The sequence below is a fragment of the Streptomyces sp. NBC_01481 genome (genome assembly GCF_026339995.1).
Classification (GTDB): Bacteria; Actinomycetota; Actinomycetes; order Streptomycetales; family Streptomycetaceae; genus Streptomyces.
Genome location: NZ_JAPEPT010000003.1, coordinates 281,536 through 297,750 on the forward strand (window position 1 = coordinate 281,536; position 16,215 = coordinate 297,750).

General features: G+C 70.3%; 15 protein-coding genes. 8 read left to right on the top strand and 7 right to left on the bottom strand.

All coding sequences use genetic code 11. The features are described from left to right. Positions 1-17 precede the first annotated feature (17 nt). Positions 18-2,720, bottom strand: a complete 2,703-nt coding sequence (locus OOK40_RS17825; protein ID WP_266482430.1) for a SpoIIE family protein phosphatase/ATP-binding protein — start codon at positions 2,718-2,720, stop codon at positions 18-20. 173 nt (positions 2,721-2,893) lie between these two features. Continuing rightward, a complete protein-coding gene (locus OOK40_RS17830; RefSeq protein ID WP_266482434.1) occupies positions 2,894-4,534 on the bottom strand; it encodes an FAD-dependent monooxygenase in 1,641 nt (546 codons plus the stop codon). Between the two features lie 216 nt (positions 4,535-4,750). Here OOK40_RS17830 and OOK40_RS17835 point away from each other — a divergent pair, with 216 nt between their 5' ends. The 7 genes from OOK40_RS17835 to OOK40_RS17865 all read left to right on the top strand — a co-directional run bounded on the left by OOK40_RS17835 (position 4,751) and on the right by OOK40_RS17865 (position 10,055). Continuing rightward, positions 4,751-5,872, top strand: coding sequence for a SchA/CurD-like domain-containing protein (locus OOK40_RS17835; RefSeq protein WP_266482436.1), 1,122 nt, complete (start codon positions 4,751-4,753; stop codon positions 5,870-5,872). A gap of 70 nt (positions 5,873-5,942) precedes the next feature. Next, on the top strand, positions 5,943-6,386 hold the full coding sequence (locus OOK40_RS17840; protein ID WP_142213057.1) for a cupin domain-containing protein: 444 nt from the start codon (positions 5,943-5,945) through the stop codon (positions 6,384-6,386). After that, complete coding sequence (locus OOK40_RS17845) at positions 6,383-7,651, top strand: beta-ketoacyl synthase (RefSeq protein ID WP_266482442.1); 1,269 nt, start codon at positions 6,383-6,385, stop codon at positions 7,649-7,651. Before OOK40_RS17840 ends, OOK40_RS17845 begins: the two co-directional genes overlap by 4 nt. Beyond that, positions 7,648-8,898 (top strand): ketosynthase chain-length factor, encoded by a 1,251-nt coding sequence (locus OOK40_RS17850; RefSeq protein WP_266482445.1) that lies wholly within the window; start codon positions 7,648-7,650, stop codon positions 8,896-8,898. The genes OOK40_RS17845 and OOK40_RS17850 overlap by 4 nt, the downstream gene beginning before the upstream one ends. A 16-nt stretch (positions 8,899-8,914) precedes the next feature. Next, entirely contained in the window at positions 8,915-9,172 is a 258-nt protein-coding gene (locus OOK40_RS17855) for an acyl carrier protein (protein ID WP_142213054.1), read from the top strand. Position 9,173: 1 nt separating this feature from the next. Then, positions 9,174-9,647: an SRPBCC family protein gene (locus OOK40_RS17860; protein WP_266482450.1), complete on the top strand. Its 474-nt coding sequence runs from the start codon at positions 9,174-9,176 to the stop codon at positions 9,645-9,647. Positions 9,648-9,722: 75 nt separating this feature from the next. Continuing rightward, positions 9,723-10,055, top strand: coding sequence for a TcmI family type II polyketide cyclase (locus OOK40_RS17865; protein ID WP_266482452.1), 333 nt, complete (start codon positions 9,723-9,725; stop codon positions 10,053-10,055). An 80-nt stretch (positions 10,056-10,135) separates the two neighbouring features. Here the strand turns inward: OOK40_RS17865 and OOK40_RS17870 are convergent, their stop codons facing one another. Both OOK40_RS17870 and OOK40_RS17875 read right to left on the bottom strand, forming a co-directional pair. Then, positions 10,136-11,203, bottom strand: a complete 1,068-nt coding sequence (locus tag OOK40_RS17870; RefSeq protein ID WP_266482455.1) for a methyltransferase — start codon at positions 11,201-11,203, stop codon at positions 10,136-10,138. A gap of 35 nt (positions 11,204-11,238) precedes the next feature. Further along, positions 11,239-12,303 (bottom strand): nitrous oxide reductase family maturation protein NosD, encoded by a 1,065-nt coding sequence (locus tag OOK40_RS17875; protein WP_266482458.1) that lies wholly within the window; start codon positions 12,301-12,303, stop codon positions 11,239-11,241. A gap of 429 nt (positions 12,304-12,732) precedes the next feature. On the opposite strand from OOK40_RS17875, the gene rsgA reads away from it, so the two are divergent. Further along, positions 12,733-13,842: a ribosome small subunit-dependent GTPase A gene (gene rsgA, locus OOK40_RS17880; protein ID WP_266482461.1), complete on the top strand. Its 1,110-nt coding sequence runs from the start codon at positions 12,733-12,735 to the stop codon at positions 13,840-13,842. Positions 13,843-14,076: 234 nt separating this feature from the next. On the opposite strand, the gene OOK40_RS17885 is transcribed toward rsgA, so the two are convergent. The 3 genes from OOK40_RS17885 to OOK40_RS17895 form a co-directional block, all read right to left on the bottom strand. Continuing rightward, positions 14,077-14,442: a PPOX class F420-dependent oxidoreductase gene (locus tag OOK40_RS17885; RefSeq protein WP_266482465.1), complete on the bottom strand. Its 366-nt coding sequence runs from the start codon at positions 14,440-14,442 to the stop codon at positions 14,077-14,079. Between the two features lie 123 nt (positions 14,443-14,565). After that, positions 14,566-15,048: a DUF456 domain-containing protein gene (locus tag OOK40_RS17890; RefSeq protein WP_266482468.1), complete on the bottom strand. Its 483-nt coding sequence runs from the start codon at positions 15,046-15,048 to the stop codon at positions 14,566-14,568. A 23-nt stretch (positions 15,049-15,071) separates the two neighbouring features. Continuing rightward, positions 15,072-16,064 (bottom strand): helix-turn-helix domain-containing protein, encoded by a 993-nt coding sequence (locus OOK40_RS17895; protein ID WP_266482470.1) that lies wholly within the window; start codon positions 16,062-16,064, stop codon positions 15,072-15,074. Positions 16,065-16,215 lie beyond the last annotated feature (151 nt).

The following is a 16,215-nucleotide window of genomic DNA, read 5'->3' on the forward strand; positions in this document are numbered from 1 at the left end:
GCCCGGCCCGCCCGGCGTCACTCCCCGCCGGAGGTCAGCGGTTGCTCCGTCCAGATGACCTTGCCGTCGGGCGTGTACCGCGTGCCCCAGCGGTCCGCGAACTGCGCGACCAGGAACAGGCCCCGGCCCCCCTCGTCCGTGATCGCCGCCTGCCGCAGATGCGGGGACGTACTGCTGTGGTCGGAGACCTCGCAGATCAGGGTGCGGTCACGGATCAGGCGTACCCGGATCGGGCCCGTGGCGTACCGGATCGCGTTGGTGACCAGCTCGCTGAGGATCAGCTCCGTCGTGAACGCCTCCTCCTCCAGCTCCCACTCGGCCAGCTTGCGCGTCACCGCGGCCCGTACCCGCCGCACGGCCGCGGGATCGGGCGGCACGTCCCAGTCGGCCACCCTGCTGGAGTCCAGTACCCGCGTACGGCCCACCAGCAGCGCGATGTCGTCGCGCGGGCGCGCCGGCAGCAGCGCCTTGAGCACCGCCTCGCAGGTCTCCTCCGGCGTGCGGTCCGCGTTGTCCGCCAGTGTGTGGCGCAGCAGCGTCAGACCCTCGTCGATGTCCCGGTCACGGTCCTCGACCAGGCCGTCCGTGTACAGCACCAGCCGGCTGTCCTCGGGCAGCTGAAGCTCCAGCGTCTCGAAGGGCAGACCGCCGAGTCCGAGCGGCGGGCCGCCGGGCACATCGGCGAAGACCGCGGTGCCGTCGGCGTGGACGATCGCCGGCTGGAGATGGCCGGCGCGCGCCATCGCGCAGATCCCGGAGACGGGGTCGTAGATCGCGTAGACGCAGGTGGCTCCGGTGACTGAGGCGTCCGAGCCGTTCGAGCCCGCCGAGCCGTCGCCCGCCTCGTCCTGGTCGATGCGGGCGACGAGCTCGTCGAGATGCCACAGCAATTCGTCGGGCGGCAGGTCCAGCGTCGAGAAGTTGTGGACCGCCGTGCGCAGCCGGCCCATGGTGGCGGCGGCGTGCAGACCGTGGCCGACGACGTCGCCCACCACGAGCGCGACCCGCGCGCCGGGCAGCGGGATGATGTCGAACCAGTCGCCGCCGACGCCGCCGAGCCCACCGAGTCCGGCCTGTGCGGGCCGGTAGCGGTAGGCGACGTCGAGGGCGTTCTGCTCGGGCAGGACGCGCGGCAGCAGGCTGCGCTGCAGGGTCACCGCCATGGTGTGCTCGCGGGTGTAGCGGCGTGCGTTGTCGACGCTCACCGCGGCCCGCGCGACCAGCTCCTCGGCGAGGGAGAGGTCCTCCTCCTCGAACGGCTCGGGCTTCTCGGAGCGCCAGAACATGGCCACGCCGAGGATCACCCCGCGGGCCCGCAGCGGCACCGCGATCATCGAGTGGATGCCGTACTCGACGAGCTTGCGCGCCCGGTCCGGGTCCTGGTCCTGCCATCCGGTGTACGCGGACAGATCCGCCTCCAGGACGGCCTCACCCATGCGGATGCCGAAGCCGAGCGGGGTGGACGGCACGAAGCGGATCAGTTTGCCCAGCGGGTAGAGCGCGGTGTCCTCGCGCAGACCGCTGAAGGCGGTGCGGCGCATGTCCGTGCCCGCGCCGGTGACCGGCGGCTCCTCGCCGCGCAGTACGGCCTCCACGAGGTCGACGGTGGCGTAGTCCGCGAACCGGGCCGCCGCGAACTCCGCCAGCTCCTCGCAGGTGCGCACCACATCCAGCGTGGTGCCGATCTCGGTGCCCGCGTCGTACAGCAGCTTGAGCCGCCCCCGCGCCACATCGGCCTTTCCGCTCAGGGCCTGCAGTTCGGTGGTGTCCCGCAGGGTAGCGACACTTCCGGGGGGCCCGCCGGCCTGGTCGGTCGACCGCTGGTTCACGGCGAGCAGCCGTTCGCCGACGAGATGCAGTTCGTCGGTGGCGGTCCGGCCCGAGGCCAGCAGCCGGGCGGTGAGCGGATCGAGCCCGAGTTCGGTGACCGGGACGCCTTCCACATGCTCCGGAAGGGCGAGCAGCCGGCGTGCCTCGTCATTGGCGAGCAGCAGCCGGCCGTCGCCGCCGACGATGAGCACGCCTTCCCGCACGGCGTGCAGCACCGCGTCGTGGTGCTCGTACATGCGGGTCATCTCCAGCGGCCCGAGACCGTGCGTCTGGCGGCGCAGCCGCCTGCTCACCAGTGCGGTACCGCCCGTGGTGACGAGCAGCACCGCCCCGGTGGCGCCGAACAGCAGCGGGAACTGGTCCTCGACGACTCCGCTGACATGCTCGATGGTGATCCCGGCGGAGACCAGCCCGACAACCTTGCCGTTGCTGCCGATGACCGGGACGACGGCCTGGACGAGCGGCCCGATGGTCCCGATGATCTTCTCGGTGGTGACCTCACCGGCGAGCGCGGGCTGCAGATTGCCGACGAACTTCTTGCCGATGCGGTCGGGCAGCGGGTGCGTGTAGCGGATGCCGTCGGTGTTGAGTACGACGATGAAGTCGACCCCGGAGCGGATACGGGCCTCTTCGGCGCGCGGCTGCAGCACGAGGGTCGGATTGGCAGCCTTGAGCGCTGCTTCGATACCCGGCGAATTGGCGAAGGTCTCGGCGACGGCGACGGACCGGTTCTTGGCCTCGCGCTCGCTGTCGGACCTGGACTGCAGCACCAGCGCCACCATGGCGGCCGCGACCAGCAACACCACGATCGCCAGCTGCAGGAGAAAGACCTGACCTGCGACAGTTCGCATTCGCAGAACCGAGCGCGGGCGGCCGTAGCGTCCGGCCATGTCCTATTTCTACACCTCCCGCCTACGGTGAGCTATCTGCGCACCGTAGAGCGCGGAGGCCGCCTGCGCGACGTGTTCGCGACAGATTCCGTAACCGGAACGGCCGAGTCCCCTTGGTCGCACGGGCGACCAAAGGGACTCGGCGGGATGATCGGGACGCGCTCAGGGCGGGCTCAGGACCGGCTCAGCACCGTCGCCATGACCTCGTGCAGCACCCCTTCCGGATCACTCACCGCTCCCGGCGACCGCCAGGCCACGAAGCCGTCGGGGCGCACCAGCACCGCGCCCTGCTCCGTCACGCTGTGCAACGCGGCCCAGTTGGTATCACCCTCCGGAACCAGATCGGCGTCCGGGCCCTCGCCGATCGCGTACGCGTCCAGCCGCACGGACAGCCGCTCGGCGACTTTCCGCGCCGCCCCGCGCCACTCGCTGCCCTCGGCACTCAGCAGCACGAACGACCGCTCGTAGAGGTCCAGCGTCGACTGCCGGCCACCGGGACCGCTCACCCACATGTGCGGAGACCGGGTGCCCGGGTCGCCCGCCAGCCGCATCCGCTCCGGCACGACGGGGCGCTCGGGATCGGCGCCGAGGACCGCGCCGCGCGGATAGCCGTACCCCATGGCCACCGAGAGGATCCCGCCCTTGGGGCCCCCGGCCTGCGTGGGTGCCGGGGCATAGCCGGGGTGGCTGTGTTCCGCCGAGCGCGCCGAGGCCCGCTCGCTCGTCGCCCGGGCCACCGGCTGCCGTTCCGCGCTGTAGGTGTCGAGCAGTCCGGGACCCGCCGAGCCGTCCAGCACCATCGCCAGCTTCCACGCCAGGTTGTGGGCGTCCTGGATTCCGGTGTTGGAGCCGAAAGCGCCGGTCGGGGACATCTCGTGCGCCGAGTCCCCGGCCAGGAAGACCCGCCCGGAGCCGTACCGGTCGGCCACGCGTTCCGCCGCGTGCCACGGCGCCTTGCCGGTGATCTCGACATCCAGGCCGGGCGCGCCGACGGCCCGCCGGATGTGCTCGACGCAGCGCTCGTCGGTGAAGTCCTCTAGCGGCTCGCCCTGCTCGGGGTGCCAGGGCGCGTGGAAGACCCACTGCTGCGCGTTGTCCACCGGCAACAGGGCGCCGTCCGCTCCCGGCTTGGTCAGGTAGCAGACGATGAAGCGCTTGTCGCCGAGTACGTCGATGAGGTCCCGGGAGCGGAAGGTGATGCTCACGTTGTGGAACAGATCGCCGTTGCCGCTCTGCCCGATCCGCAGCTGCTCCCTGACCGGGCTGCGCGGCCCGTCCGCCGCCACCAGATAGTCCGCCCGAATGGTGGAGTGCTCGCCGGTCTCCCGGTTCTTCACGATCGCCGTGACACCCGACTCGTCCTGTTCGAAGGAGAGCAGCTCGGTGGAGAACCGCAGATCGGCTCCCTGCTCACGCGAGCGCTCCATGAGCTGCGGCTCGATGTCGTTCTGGCTGCACAGACACCAGGTGGACGGGCTGAACTGGGCGAGCTTGCCACCCGGGTCGATCTCCTTGAACAGCCACTCCTGATCGTCGCCGGTGAGTGATCCGGCCTGCAGGATCCCGTGATTGTCCGCGAGGACCGACGCGGCCTGCCGGATCTGTGCCTCCACCCCGGCAATCCGGAACAGCTCCATGGTGCGCACGTTCATTCCGCGTCCGCGCGGATGGGTCGAAGTGCCCGAATGCTTCTCGACCAGCAGAGGTCTGACGCCGTGGCGGCCCAGAAACACCGAGGTGGACAGGCCGACCAGGGACCCGCCCACGATGAGGACCTGCACGCGCTCCGCGCTTTGGCCGACGTTTTCATCCATCAGTAACTCCAGCTCCTGCCGCCCTTGGGGGATGCACTTTCCATGCCCTGTGCGACGGCGGTTGCCTCGCCCATTCACCCGCTTGGTTCTCAGCTCTCGCGCCAGTCGAAGTACCGGACCACGATCGTTTTCGGGAGCGCCCCCGACTCACGGGAGGCGGACCGTCCGTATCCGCAGGGCTGTTGACCCGCGCGGTGACGCTAAGGAGTGTGAGAGATGACAACCCTGTCGGAACGGATATCTCAGTCCGCCTTCGACGGCTCAAGGCTTCGAGTCGTTCTGCTGCTCGATCTCCACGACGGCGCACAGAACCAGTTCCTGGAGGCGTACGAGCACCTGCGCAACCAGGTCGCGTCGGTCCCCGGCCACATCAGCGATCAGCTGTGCCAGTCCATCGAGAACCCCTCCCAGTGGCTCATCACCAGCGAGTGGGAGAGCGCGCCGCCGTTCCTGGCCTGGGTGAACAGCGAGGAGCACGTCGAGACGGTCCAGCCGCTGCACAGCTGCGTACGCGACACCCGCTCGCTGCGCTTCAGCGTTCTGCGCGAGACCGGAAAGACCGTCACCTCCGCGCCCGAGGAGCTCAAGGGCCGCCTCCAGGCCTCGCCCAGGCTCGGCGACGGAATCGTCCGGCACGCCCTCACCTTCACGGTGAAGCCGGGCACCGAGAAGAAGGTCGCGAAGATCCTTTCCGGCTACACCTCGCCGTCGGCCAGGGTCGACGAACACACCCGGCTTCGCCGCACCTCCCTCTTCATGCACGGCAACCGGGTCGTACGGGCCATCGAGGTGCAGGGGGACCTTCTTGCCGCACTGCGCCACGTGGCCAAGCAGCCCGAGGTCCGTGAGGTGGAGGAGGCCATCAACCCGTATCTGGAGCAGGACCGGGACCTCAACGACCCCAACTCCGCGCGGGTGTTCTTCACCCGGGCCGCACTGCCCGCCGTACACCATGTGGCGGCGGACGGGCAGCAATCGGCCGAGCTCACGCGGCACGCGCTGTACTACCCGGCCAAGGAAGGCTGCGGCATGGCGCTGGCCCGGCTGCTCGCCAAGCAGGACGAGGCGGCGGCCCAGAGCCCGGACAGCCCCATCGCGAGCAGCACGATCTTCCAGCGCGACGACATCGTGGTCCGGCTCGTCGACATGACCGGAAAGCTCGAGGCGCAGCCCGCGCTCGCGCTCGGCATGAGCGGTCCCCGCAAGGCCGCCACGCTCGCCCGGCTGCTCGCCGTCGGCGAGGAGGGCGTCCCGGAGACCGACAAGGAGATGGCGCGCTTCCTCAAGCACTCCGCCATGGAGCTGATCACCGACCGCAACGCGCCGCCGGAGTCCTGACCCGTACGTCCGGCGCGTCGCGGCCTGGCAGGCCGAGCCGTCGGGGGCACCGCACCTGGAGGAACCAGACATGACGAAGCACAGCCCACGCATCGTGGATCTCAGCGAGACCCAGCCCAACCGACGGCGCGGCGGTGACCTGCGCGCCATGCTCACCCCGACCGCGGTGGGCGCGACCAGCGGCTTCATGGGCCTTGCCATCGTGCAGCCCGGTGAGCGCATCGGCGAGCACTACCACCCGTACTCCGAGGAATTCGTGTACGTGGTGAGCGGTCTCCTCGAGGTGGACCTTGACGGCGAGACGCACTCGATGCGGCCCGATCAGGGGCTCATGATCCCCCTGAACGTGCGCCACCGGTTCCGCAACGTGGGGGACGTGGAGGCCCGCATGGTCTTCCACCTCGGCCCGCTTGCCCCGCGCCCCGAGCTCGGGCATGTCGACACCGAGCCCACCGAAAACAGCGAAGGCGCCGAGCAGGGCAGGCCGCCGGAACGGACTGGGGCCGTTTCGTGAACCGGCGGGTGGCGGTCACCGGGGTCGGTATCGTCGCCCCCGGAGGAGTGGGCGCCCGGCAGTTCTGGGACCTGCTCGCGAACGGCCGTACGGCGACGCGGGGCATCACGCTCTTCAACCCGGAGGGCTTCCGCTCCCGCATCGCCGCCGAGGTCGACTTCGACCCCGAGGCCCACGGTCTCGACCGGGACCAGGTGGCGCGCGCGGACCGGTACATCCAGTTCGCGCTGGTGGCCGCCCGTGAGGCGATGTCCGACGCCGGGCTCGACCCCGAGAAGGAGGACCCCTGGCGGATCGGTGTCTCTCTGGGCACGGCCGTCGGCGGCACCACTCGCCTGGAGCACGACTACGTCGCGGTCAGCGAATCCGGCGCCCGCTGGGACGTGGACCACCGCCCGGCGGGAGCGCATCTGCACCGCGCGTTCTCGCCGAGCACCCTCGCCTCCGCGGTCGCCGAACAGGCCGGCGCCCACGGCCCGGTGCAGACCGTCTCGACGGGCTGCACCTCGGGACTCGACGCGATCGGCTACGCCTTCGCCTCCATCCAGGAGGGCCGGGTCGATGTCTGCATAGCCGGCGCGTCGGACTCGCCCATCTCGCCGATCACGGTGGCCTGCTTCGACGCGATCAAGGCGACGTCGCCGAACAACGACGACCCGGCCCACGCGTCGCGGCCGTTCGACCTCAACCGGGACGGGTTCGTGATGGGCGAGGGCGGCGCCGTCCTCATCCTGGAGGAACTGGAACACGCCCGGGCCCGCGGAGCGACCGTCTACTGCGAGATCGGGGGCTACGCCACCTTCGGCAACGCCTACCACATGACGGGACTGACCCCCGAGGGCCTGGAAATGGCCCGGGCCATCAACACCGCGCTCGATCACGCCGGGCTGAACGCCACGGCGATCGACTACGTCAACGCGCACGGCTCGGGCACCAAGCAGAACGACCGTCACGAGACGGCCGCGGTCAAACGCTCCCTGGGCGATCACGCCTTCAAGACGCCCATGAGCTCCATCAAATCCATGGTGGGCCACTCGCTGGGCGCCATCGGCGCGATCGAACTCGTGGCCTGCGTCCTGGCCATGGCCCATCAAGTGGTCCCGCCGACCGCGAACTACGAGACCCCCGATCCCGAGTGCGACCTGGACTATGTGCCGCGCACCGCACGCCCCCGGAAGCTGCGCAGTGTGCTCTCCGTCGGCAGTGGGTTCGGCGGTTTCCAGTCCGCGGTCGTCATGACCAGACCGAATGGGAGGGCGCGATGAGCCCCAGCCGGATCCGGCGGACGGTCGTCACAGGTATAGGCGCCATAGCCCCCAACGGGGCCGGTACCGAGGTCTTCTGGAAGTCGACCCTGGAGGGCCTCAGTGTGCTCGACCGGGTCACCCGGGAGGGGTGCGAGCACCTGCCGCTCCGGGTCGCGGGCGAGGTGCGGGACTTCGACCCCGGTTCGCTGATCGAGGAGCGCTATCTCGTCCAGACGGACCGGTTCTCGCACTTCGCGATGGCCGCGGCCGATCTCGCCCTCGACGACGCCCGGCTGGGCCGCGCCGACTACGAGGGCTCGCCGTTCGCGGTCGGTGTGGTGACCGCTGCCGGGTCCGGCGGCGGTGAGTTCGGCCAGCGCGAACTGCAGCGGCTGTGGGGGCAGGGCCCCCGCTATGTCGGCCCGTACCAGTCCATCGCCTGGTTCTACGCGGCGAGCACCGGCCAGATCTCCATCCGGGCCGGGTTCAAGGGCCCCTGCGGCGTCGTGGCCAGCGACGAAGCAGGCGGGCTCGACGCGTTCGCGCATGCCGCGAGAGCCGTACGCAACGGAGCCGACGCGGTCGTCGTCGGCTCCGCGGAAGCGCCCCTGGCGCCGTACTCGGTCGTCTGCCAGCTCGGGTACGAGGATCTGAGCACCTGTGAGGACCCGGCGCGCGCCTACCGGCCGTTCACCTCGGACGCGTGTGGATTCGTGCCCGCCGAGGGCGGCGCGATGCTCGTGGTCGAGGAGGAGGCGGCGGCCCTGCGGCGCGGTGCCAAGCCGCGTGCCGTGGTGGCCGGCCACGGCGCGACCTTCACCGGTCCTTCCCGGTGGGAGCAGTCCCGCGAGGGGCTGGCCCAGGCGATCCGCGGGGCGCTGGCGGAGGCCCGGTGCGCGCCCGAGGAGATCGACGTGGTCTTCGCGGACGCGCTCGGCGTACCGGAGGCGGACCGCGCCGAGGCGCTGGCGATCGCCGACGCGCTGGGCGCACACGGCCGGCGCGTACCGGTCACGGCCCCCAAGACGGGCATCGGGCGGGCTTATTGCGGAGGACCGGTGCTGGATGTGGCCGCCGCGGTACTGGCCATGGAACACGGCGTCGTGCCGCCCACGCCCAACGTCTTCGACGTCTGCCACGACCTCAGCGTCGTGACCGGCCGGGCCCGACCGGCACAGCTGCGGACCGCCCTGGTGCTCAGCCGCGGCCTCATGGGTTCGAACGCGGCCCTGGTACTGCGCGGCGCCACCGACACCCCCGAGTGAAGAAGGAGAGTCCCCCATGTCCGACCGACTGACCATCGAAGAACTGGCCGCCCTGATGAAGAAGGGCGCCGGTCTCACCGTGGACCCCGTCGACCTCGCGAACCGGCCCGACTCCGGCTTCGACGAGTTCGGCCTCGACTCCCTGGGCCTGCTCGGCATCGTCGGCGAGCTGGAGAACCGGCACGGCCGTCCGCTGCCTCCCGACGCGGACCGCTGCAAGACCCCGCGGGAGTTCCTCGACCTCGTCAACAACACCCTCATGACTGGAGCCTGACGTGCCCGGACACACCGAGAACGAGATCACCGTCGCCGCACCCCTGGACCTCGTCTGGGACATGACCAACGACATCGAGAACTGGCCCGGCCTGTTCAGCGAGTACGCCTCGGTCGACATCATGGAGCGGAAGGGCAGCACCACCACCTTCCGCCTCACCATGCACCCCGACGACAACGGCAAGGTCTGGAGCTGGGTCTCGGAGCGTACGACTGACCGCAAGAAGCGAAAGGTCACGGCCCGCCGGGTCGAGACGGGCCCCTTCGAGCACATGAACATCCGCTGGGAGTACACGGAGGTCCCGGGCGGCACCCGGATGCACTGGACGCAGGACTTCGCGATGAAGCCGGACGCCCCGGTCGACGACGACTGGATGACCGACAACATCAACCGCAACTCCAAGATCCAGCTGGAGCTCATCCGGGACAAGATCGAACAGCGCGACCGCGAGCGCCGCTCCGCCGCCGTCAACTGAAGCCGTCCGTCAACTGAAGCCGTCCGACGCGGAAACCAGGCCGGGTGAGGAGCCCGGCCGGGAAAGGAACCTCCTGTGCACCACGCTCTGATCGTCGCCCGTATGGCGCCGGAGTCGGCTCCGGACATCGCCAAACTGTTCGCCGCCTCCGACGCCGGCGAACTGCCGTACCTCGTCGGGGTGTCCCGGCGCAAGCTGTTCCAGTTCGGCGACGTGTATCTGCATCTGATCGAGTCGGACCGGCCACCTGGCCCCGAGATCGCCAAGGTGACGGAACACCCCTCGTTCAAGGACATAAGCGACCGGCTCCAGGCCTTCGTCAGCCCGTACGACCCGGAGACCTGGCGGAGCCCGAAGGACGCGATGGCCCGTCAGTTCTACGCCTGGGAGCGTGACGCCGCCGTCTGAGAAACCCCACACGGCACAACGCCCCGGGCCCGGCTCCAACGGAGCCGGGCCCGAGGCGTTCGTGGTGTACCAGAACCGGATCAGCCGGGGACGACCGACTCGAAGGCGTGCAGATACGCGTTGACGGGCCGGACCTCACCGATGAGCAGGCCCGCCCGGGTGATGCGCTCCACCAGGCTCGCCCTGGTGTGCTTGGCACCTCCGACGTTGAGCAGCAGAAGCAGATCCATCGAGGTGGTGAACTTCATCGAGGGGGTGTCGTCGACGAGGTTCTCGATGACGACGACCCTCGCCCCGGGGCGGGCCGCCGAGACGATGTTCCGCAGGGTCCTGCGGGTGGACTCGTCGTCCCACTCCAGGATGTTCTTGATGATGTAGAGATCGGCCTCGACCGGGATGTCCTCACGGCAGTCCCCGGGCACGATGCGCACCCGCTCGGCGAGCGAACCGCCCGGAAGCAGCCGGGGATCCGCCTTCGCCACCACATCGGGCAGATCCAGCAGCGTGCCCCGCAGGCCCGGGTGCTTCTCCAGCAGGCTGGCCAGCACATGGCCCTGGCCGCCGCCGATGTCGGCGACCACGCCCACGCCGGTGAGGTCGAGGAGCTCCGCGACCTCCAGCGCCGACTGCACGCTGGACGTGGTCATGGCCCGGTTGAACACATGCGCCGACTCGTGCGCGTCCTGGTGCAGATACTCGAAGAAGCCCTTGCCGTACAGCTCCTGGAACACGTTCCCGCCCGAACGCACCGCCTCGTCGAGGCGGGGCCAGGCGTCCCAGGTCCACGGCTCCGTACACCACAGGGCGATGTAGCGCAGGCTGCCCGGATCGTCCTCGCGCAGCATGCGGGACATCTGGGTGTGGGAGAAGCTCCCGTCCTGCGTCTCGGCGAAGACGCCGTAGCAGGACAGGGCGCGCAGCAGCCGGCGCAGCGGCTGCGGCTCGGTGTTCAGTTCGGCGGCGAGTTCCTCGGCCGTGGCGGGTTCCTCGCCGAGGGCGTCGGCGACACCCAGCCGGGCCGCCGCGCGTACGGCGGCGGCGCAGGCCGCCCCGAACACGAGCTCCCGCAGCCGCATGGCCGGCGGGGGAGCGGCCGGCTCGGCAGTGGAGCCGGCCGCCGGCGTGGGTCTGGGACTTACGGTGGTCATACCGCCTCGATTCTCCAGGTGAAGGGGAACACCGGTCAGCACATTCCTGCGGGCTCGGAGGCCTGGCAGACATTGCCGACGAACGTGTTGCCCGTACCGCTGCCGCGATTGGCGAGGTCCGCGGGCCTGTTGCCCTCCAGCTGGTTGTTCTTGATGACATTGGCGGTGTTCTGGGCGCCCACGAAGCTCTGGAACAGCACGATTCCGCCGGACAGCGGCGAGGCGCCGACGTTGTCCGCGACATAGTTGGCACGGATCACTGTCGACTCGGCGCCGGTCAGGACGATTCCGGAGCCCTGGATGGCGGGGAGCCGGGGGGTGGCCGGGCACGACTTGTTGTTCGCGACGATCCTGTTGGCCCGCAGGGTCATCGCACCGGCCGCGGGCTTCGACTCGTCGCCCACGACGAACACGCCCGCGCAGTTCCCGCTGATGTCGTTGCCGCGGACGGTGAGGTTCCGGACCCGCCTGACGGTGACTCCGATACGGTTCCCGGTCAGCTGGTTGCCCGCGATCACCGCGCCCCCGGTGTCGGTCGCCCCGCCCTCGGCGTCGACCGTGTTCGCGATGAAGATTCCCGCATCGCCGCTGTCCCGGACGATATTGCCCTTGAACACGGCACGGGTGGACCTCTGCTGGGCGATGCCCCAGACCCCGTTCTTCTCCGCGATCACGTTCCGGACCGACAGACGGTCGGTGTCGGAGGCCCAGACGGCGTTCTTCTTGAAGCCTGTGAGAGTCAGTCCCCGGATGGTCACGCCGTCGACCGTCTTGGCTGCCGTGCCCATCACACAGATGCCGTTGCCACTCGCGGCGCAGGAGTTGGCCGCCGGTGTGGTGGCCGCTGCAGGCTTGATGACGGTCTCCGTCCCCCACCCGCGCAGGGTGAGGTCCGCCTTGGTGACAAGGACGCTCTCACGGTATGTGCCGGGTGAGACGACGATGGTGTCTCCCGGCTCGGCGGCGTCCACCGCTTCCTGGATCGATTCGCCCGGGTGCACCGTGTGCATGGCCGCGGCGGAGGACGGGGCGGCTGCGCCCAGTCCCGAGACCACGACGACTGCGATGCATGCCAGGCACATGAGCTGTCGTTTCGTCATGAGGCGAAGCTATGGGCGATCATGAGGGCTCGCCACACGGCGTGAGCGTATGGATACATAACGTGCGCGAGTGGCCCAAGCGGGGGCGGCCGAACAGGTGACGGGGTGAGGCTCCACCGTCGGCGCCGGCCGCGCGGGGAACTCGCCGGGGCCGGGGGCTTGTTCAGGCGTGCCGCCGGGCCGGAAAACAGGTTGACGCCTCACACCGCCGCCGGGCATCGTTGCCTCGTTCCCGGCGGCGGTACGAAATCGCCGCACGGGGCCGCCGTAGGAGAACAGGAGGTGAGGACCGTGATGACTGTCGCTGCGCTGGGTGCTGCCCAGGTCCAGAAGATCATCATGCCCACCCCTGTGGTCTCCGGCTGACCTTCCTTCTCCCTCCGCGCCGACGCGCGCGATGCCGGGGCCACCCCTGTGAAGGGTTTCCCCTTGTCTTTCGCTTCTTTCTCTTCTTCTCAGGCTTCCTCGCACCCGCTGTCCGGCTACGGCTGGGACGAGAGCTGGGACGCCGCATTCGCTCCGTACGCCGAGCAGGGGCTGCTGCCCGGCCGGGTCGTACGGGTCGACCGCGGGCAGTGCGATGTCGTCACCGCCGACGGACTCGTCCGCGCCGACACCGCGTTCGTGACCCCGCACGATCCGCTGCGGGTGATCTGCACGGGTGACTGGGCCGCCGTCGACCGGGACGGCGACCCCCGATTCGTACGGGCGTATCTGCCGCGCCGTACCGCCTTCGTACGCTCCACTTCGTCGAACCGCTCCGAGGGGCAGATCCTTGCCGCCAATGTCGACCACGCGATCATCGCGGTCTCGCTCGCCGCCGAACTCGACCTCGGGCGGATCGAGCGCTTCCTCGCGCTCGCGTGGGAGAGCGGGGCGCAGCCGCTCGTCGTGCTCACCAAGGCCGACCTCGTGCCCGACGTGAGGGGGCTTTCGTATCTCGTCCGGGACGTGGAGACAACGGCGCCCGGCGTGCAGGTGCTGCCCGTCAGTTCGGCGACCGGCGAAGGCGTCGAAGTGCTCGCCGCGGTCGTGTCCGGCGGGACGAGCGTGCTGCTCGGCGTGTCCGGGGCGGGCAAGTCGACGCTCGCGAACGCGCTGCTCGGCGAGGACGTGATGGACGTGCAGGCCATCCGCGACATCGACGGCAAGGGCCGCCACACCACCACGACCCGCAACCTCCTCGCCCTTCCCGGCGGGGGCGTACTCATCGACACCCCGGGGCTGCGGGGCGTCGGGCTCTGGGACGCCGAAGCCGGCGTCGGGCAGGTCTTCTCCGAGATCGAGGACCTCGCGCAGGAGTGCCGCTTCCACGACTGCGCGCACGCAGCGGAACCGGGCTGCGCGGTGCTCGCCGCGGTCGAGGACGGTTCGCTGCCGGAGCGGCGGCTGGACAGCTACCGCAAGCTGCTGCGGGAGAACAAGCGCATCGTCGCGAAGACGGACGCGAGGCTGCGGGCGGAGATCCGGCGCGACTGGAAGCAGAAGGGGGCGGAGGGCCGGGCGGCGTTTCAGGCGAAGCGCGGCGGCGTGCGGTAACACCGGGGGCGCTGCCCCGGGACCCCCGCGCCTCAATTGCCGGCGGGGCTGGATTTTCCGCCGGTCGGCCTGAACATTCAGGCCGACCGGCGGAAAATCAGCCTGTCCGGCGTTTGAGGACATGCGGCCGAAGGTCGCATACGGGGGTCTGGGGGCCTGCCCCCCAGTTCGGGATGGGGGTACCTCCCACGGCCGCCAGGCCGTAGGGGGAGGGCGGGGTGGGGGAAACACCCCTCACTCCAAGCCCCAGCTGTGGATCTTCTTCGGGTGGATTCGGATCAGCTCCTCACTGAAGTGCGGCCCCAGCTCATGCGGCCCAGTCACCAGTTCCGCCTCCCCCCGGATGTCCACCCCCCGCACCCTCCACGGGCGCAGGCTCACAATGTCGTCGACAACCAGCGCCACCTTCGGATTCGCCTGCAGGTTGCGCCACTTCTTCGTCGTCGCGAGGGCGTACCCGCCGATCAGGATCGTCCCGTCGTCCTGGGGGAAGAAGCCGACCGGGTTCGCCTGCGGCTGGCCCTTCGGGTCGACGGTCGCCAGCCGTCCCAGCCGCTGGGACGCGAGATACGCGCGCTCGGCCTCGCTGAATTCGGTCATGTACGCAGCCTCACACGCGTACCTCGTCCGCCGCATCGGATACGGGACCCAGTCGGGTCCTAGGACTTCTGTCCGGGTTCAGGCGCGGGGGTGCGGGGGCGGAGCCCCGATGACGGGCACCGCTCAGTTCGCCAGCACCGCGCCCAGCCACGCCCCCATGACCAGCAGACACGCGAACAGCTCCACCAGCACGCTCGTCCCCACCGCCCGCATCACCGTTCGCGTCGAGGCCGCCGCCGGCCCGTGCCCGCCCAGCCGTAGCCGTTCGGATCCGTAGATCCCCCCGATGAATCCCGGGATCGCGCCCACCACCGGTATCAGGAAGAAGCCGATCAGCGCCCCCACGCCCGCGGACACGACCATCCGGCGGGTGACCCCGACCCCCCGCAGCCGGCGCGGCGGCAGCAGCCACACCAGCACCTGGTCGACGAGCAACACCACCGTCGCGCCCACCAGCAGGGCCCAGGCCGTTCCGGTCTTCTCGTGCAGCGACCACCACATGACCGAGGCCCACACCAGCCACCGCCCCGGCACACCGGGAACGAGTACCCCGAGCAGGCCCAGCAGCATCACCAGGCCGACCAGCAGGAGCTGCCACACGCCCATCTGCCAAGGGTGCAGGATCCCGCTCAACCGCGCAGGTCGCGAGCCACCCAGCCCTTCGCGTAGGCATGCCAGCCGAGCTGCAGCCGGGTCGTCACGCCCGTCAGCTCCATCAGCCCCTTCACCCGGCGCTGAACGGTCCTCAGTCCCAGGTCCAGCTGCTTGGCCGCACTCGCGTCCGTCATCCCGGCGAGCAGCAGCGAAAGGATCTCCAGATCCGTGGCGTCGGGCCCAGGAGCCGCTTCCTCACAGACGTCGCCGTGCGCGCCCAGCCGTATCGGCAGGGCGTCCCGCCACACCGCCTCGAACAGGCCCGTCAGCGATTCGAGGAGCCCGCTCGCATGGACGACGAGGGCCGCGGGCTCCGCCCCTCGCCCGGTCAGCGGCACCATCGCCAGGGTCCGGTCCGCGACGACCAGCTTGGTCGGGACCCGCTCCACCACCCTGACCTGTTCGTCGCGGCCGAGCGCCGCGCTCAGTTCGGTGATCCCACCGGGCATGGCCAGCACCTCACGCTCGACCACCACGCGGTAGGTGACGCCGCGCGCCGCCGCCTTCTCCTCCGCTTCGTTGTCCGTTCCGGTGACCACGACCGGATTGCCGGTGACCAGGGCGCAGACCTCCTCGGTCGCACCCAGCTGCAGCTGTACGAAACGGTGCGCGACGGCGCTCGCGCCCGTCACCACCTCGACCAGATCGTGCACCGCGGGCTCGGCGGCCTCCGCGCGGTACTCCTCGGCGAGCAGCGCCGCCGCCAGTTCGGCCTGATCCAGCTCGTGCCGCTGCTGGGTCAGCAGCGCCCCCAGCGCCACTCCCGGCGGAGCCGCCACCCAGCGTCCCGTACGCGCCGAGGACTGCGCGGCGAGGCCCTGTTGCTCCAGCCTGCGCAGCGCGCGTTCCGTGTCCGGCTCCGGCAGGGCCAGCCGGTGCGCGAGATCGGTGACCTCTGCGGCTCCGAGCGCGACGAGCGCGCGGTAGGCCGACTCCTGTCTCTCGTCGAGACCTATCGCTCCCAGCACCAGACCCCACCCCTCCCCGGACGTGCACTTCTTCGGCCGTGATGGCGGAAACCGGCCACGGCGTATTCCCGCCTCGCACATCATCCCTGCTCCGGCCGCCGCTCTGCCAATGTGGCGCCACCGCAGCACCAACAACCCCCGGAAACGGCGC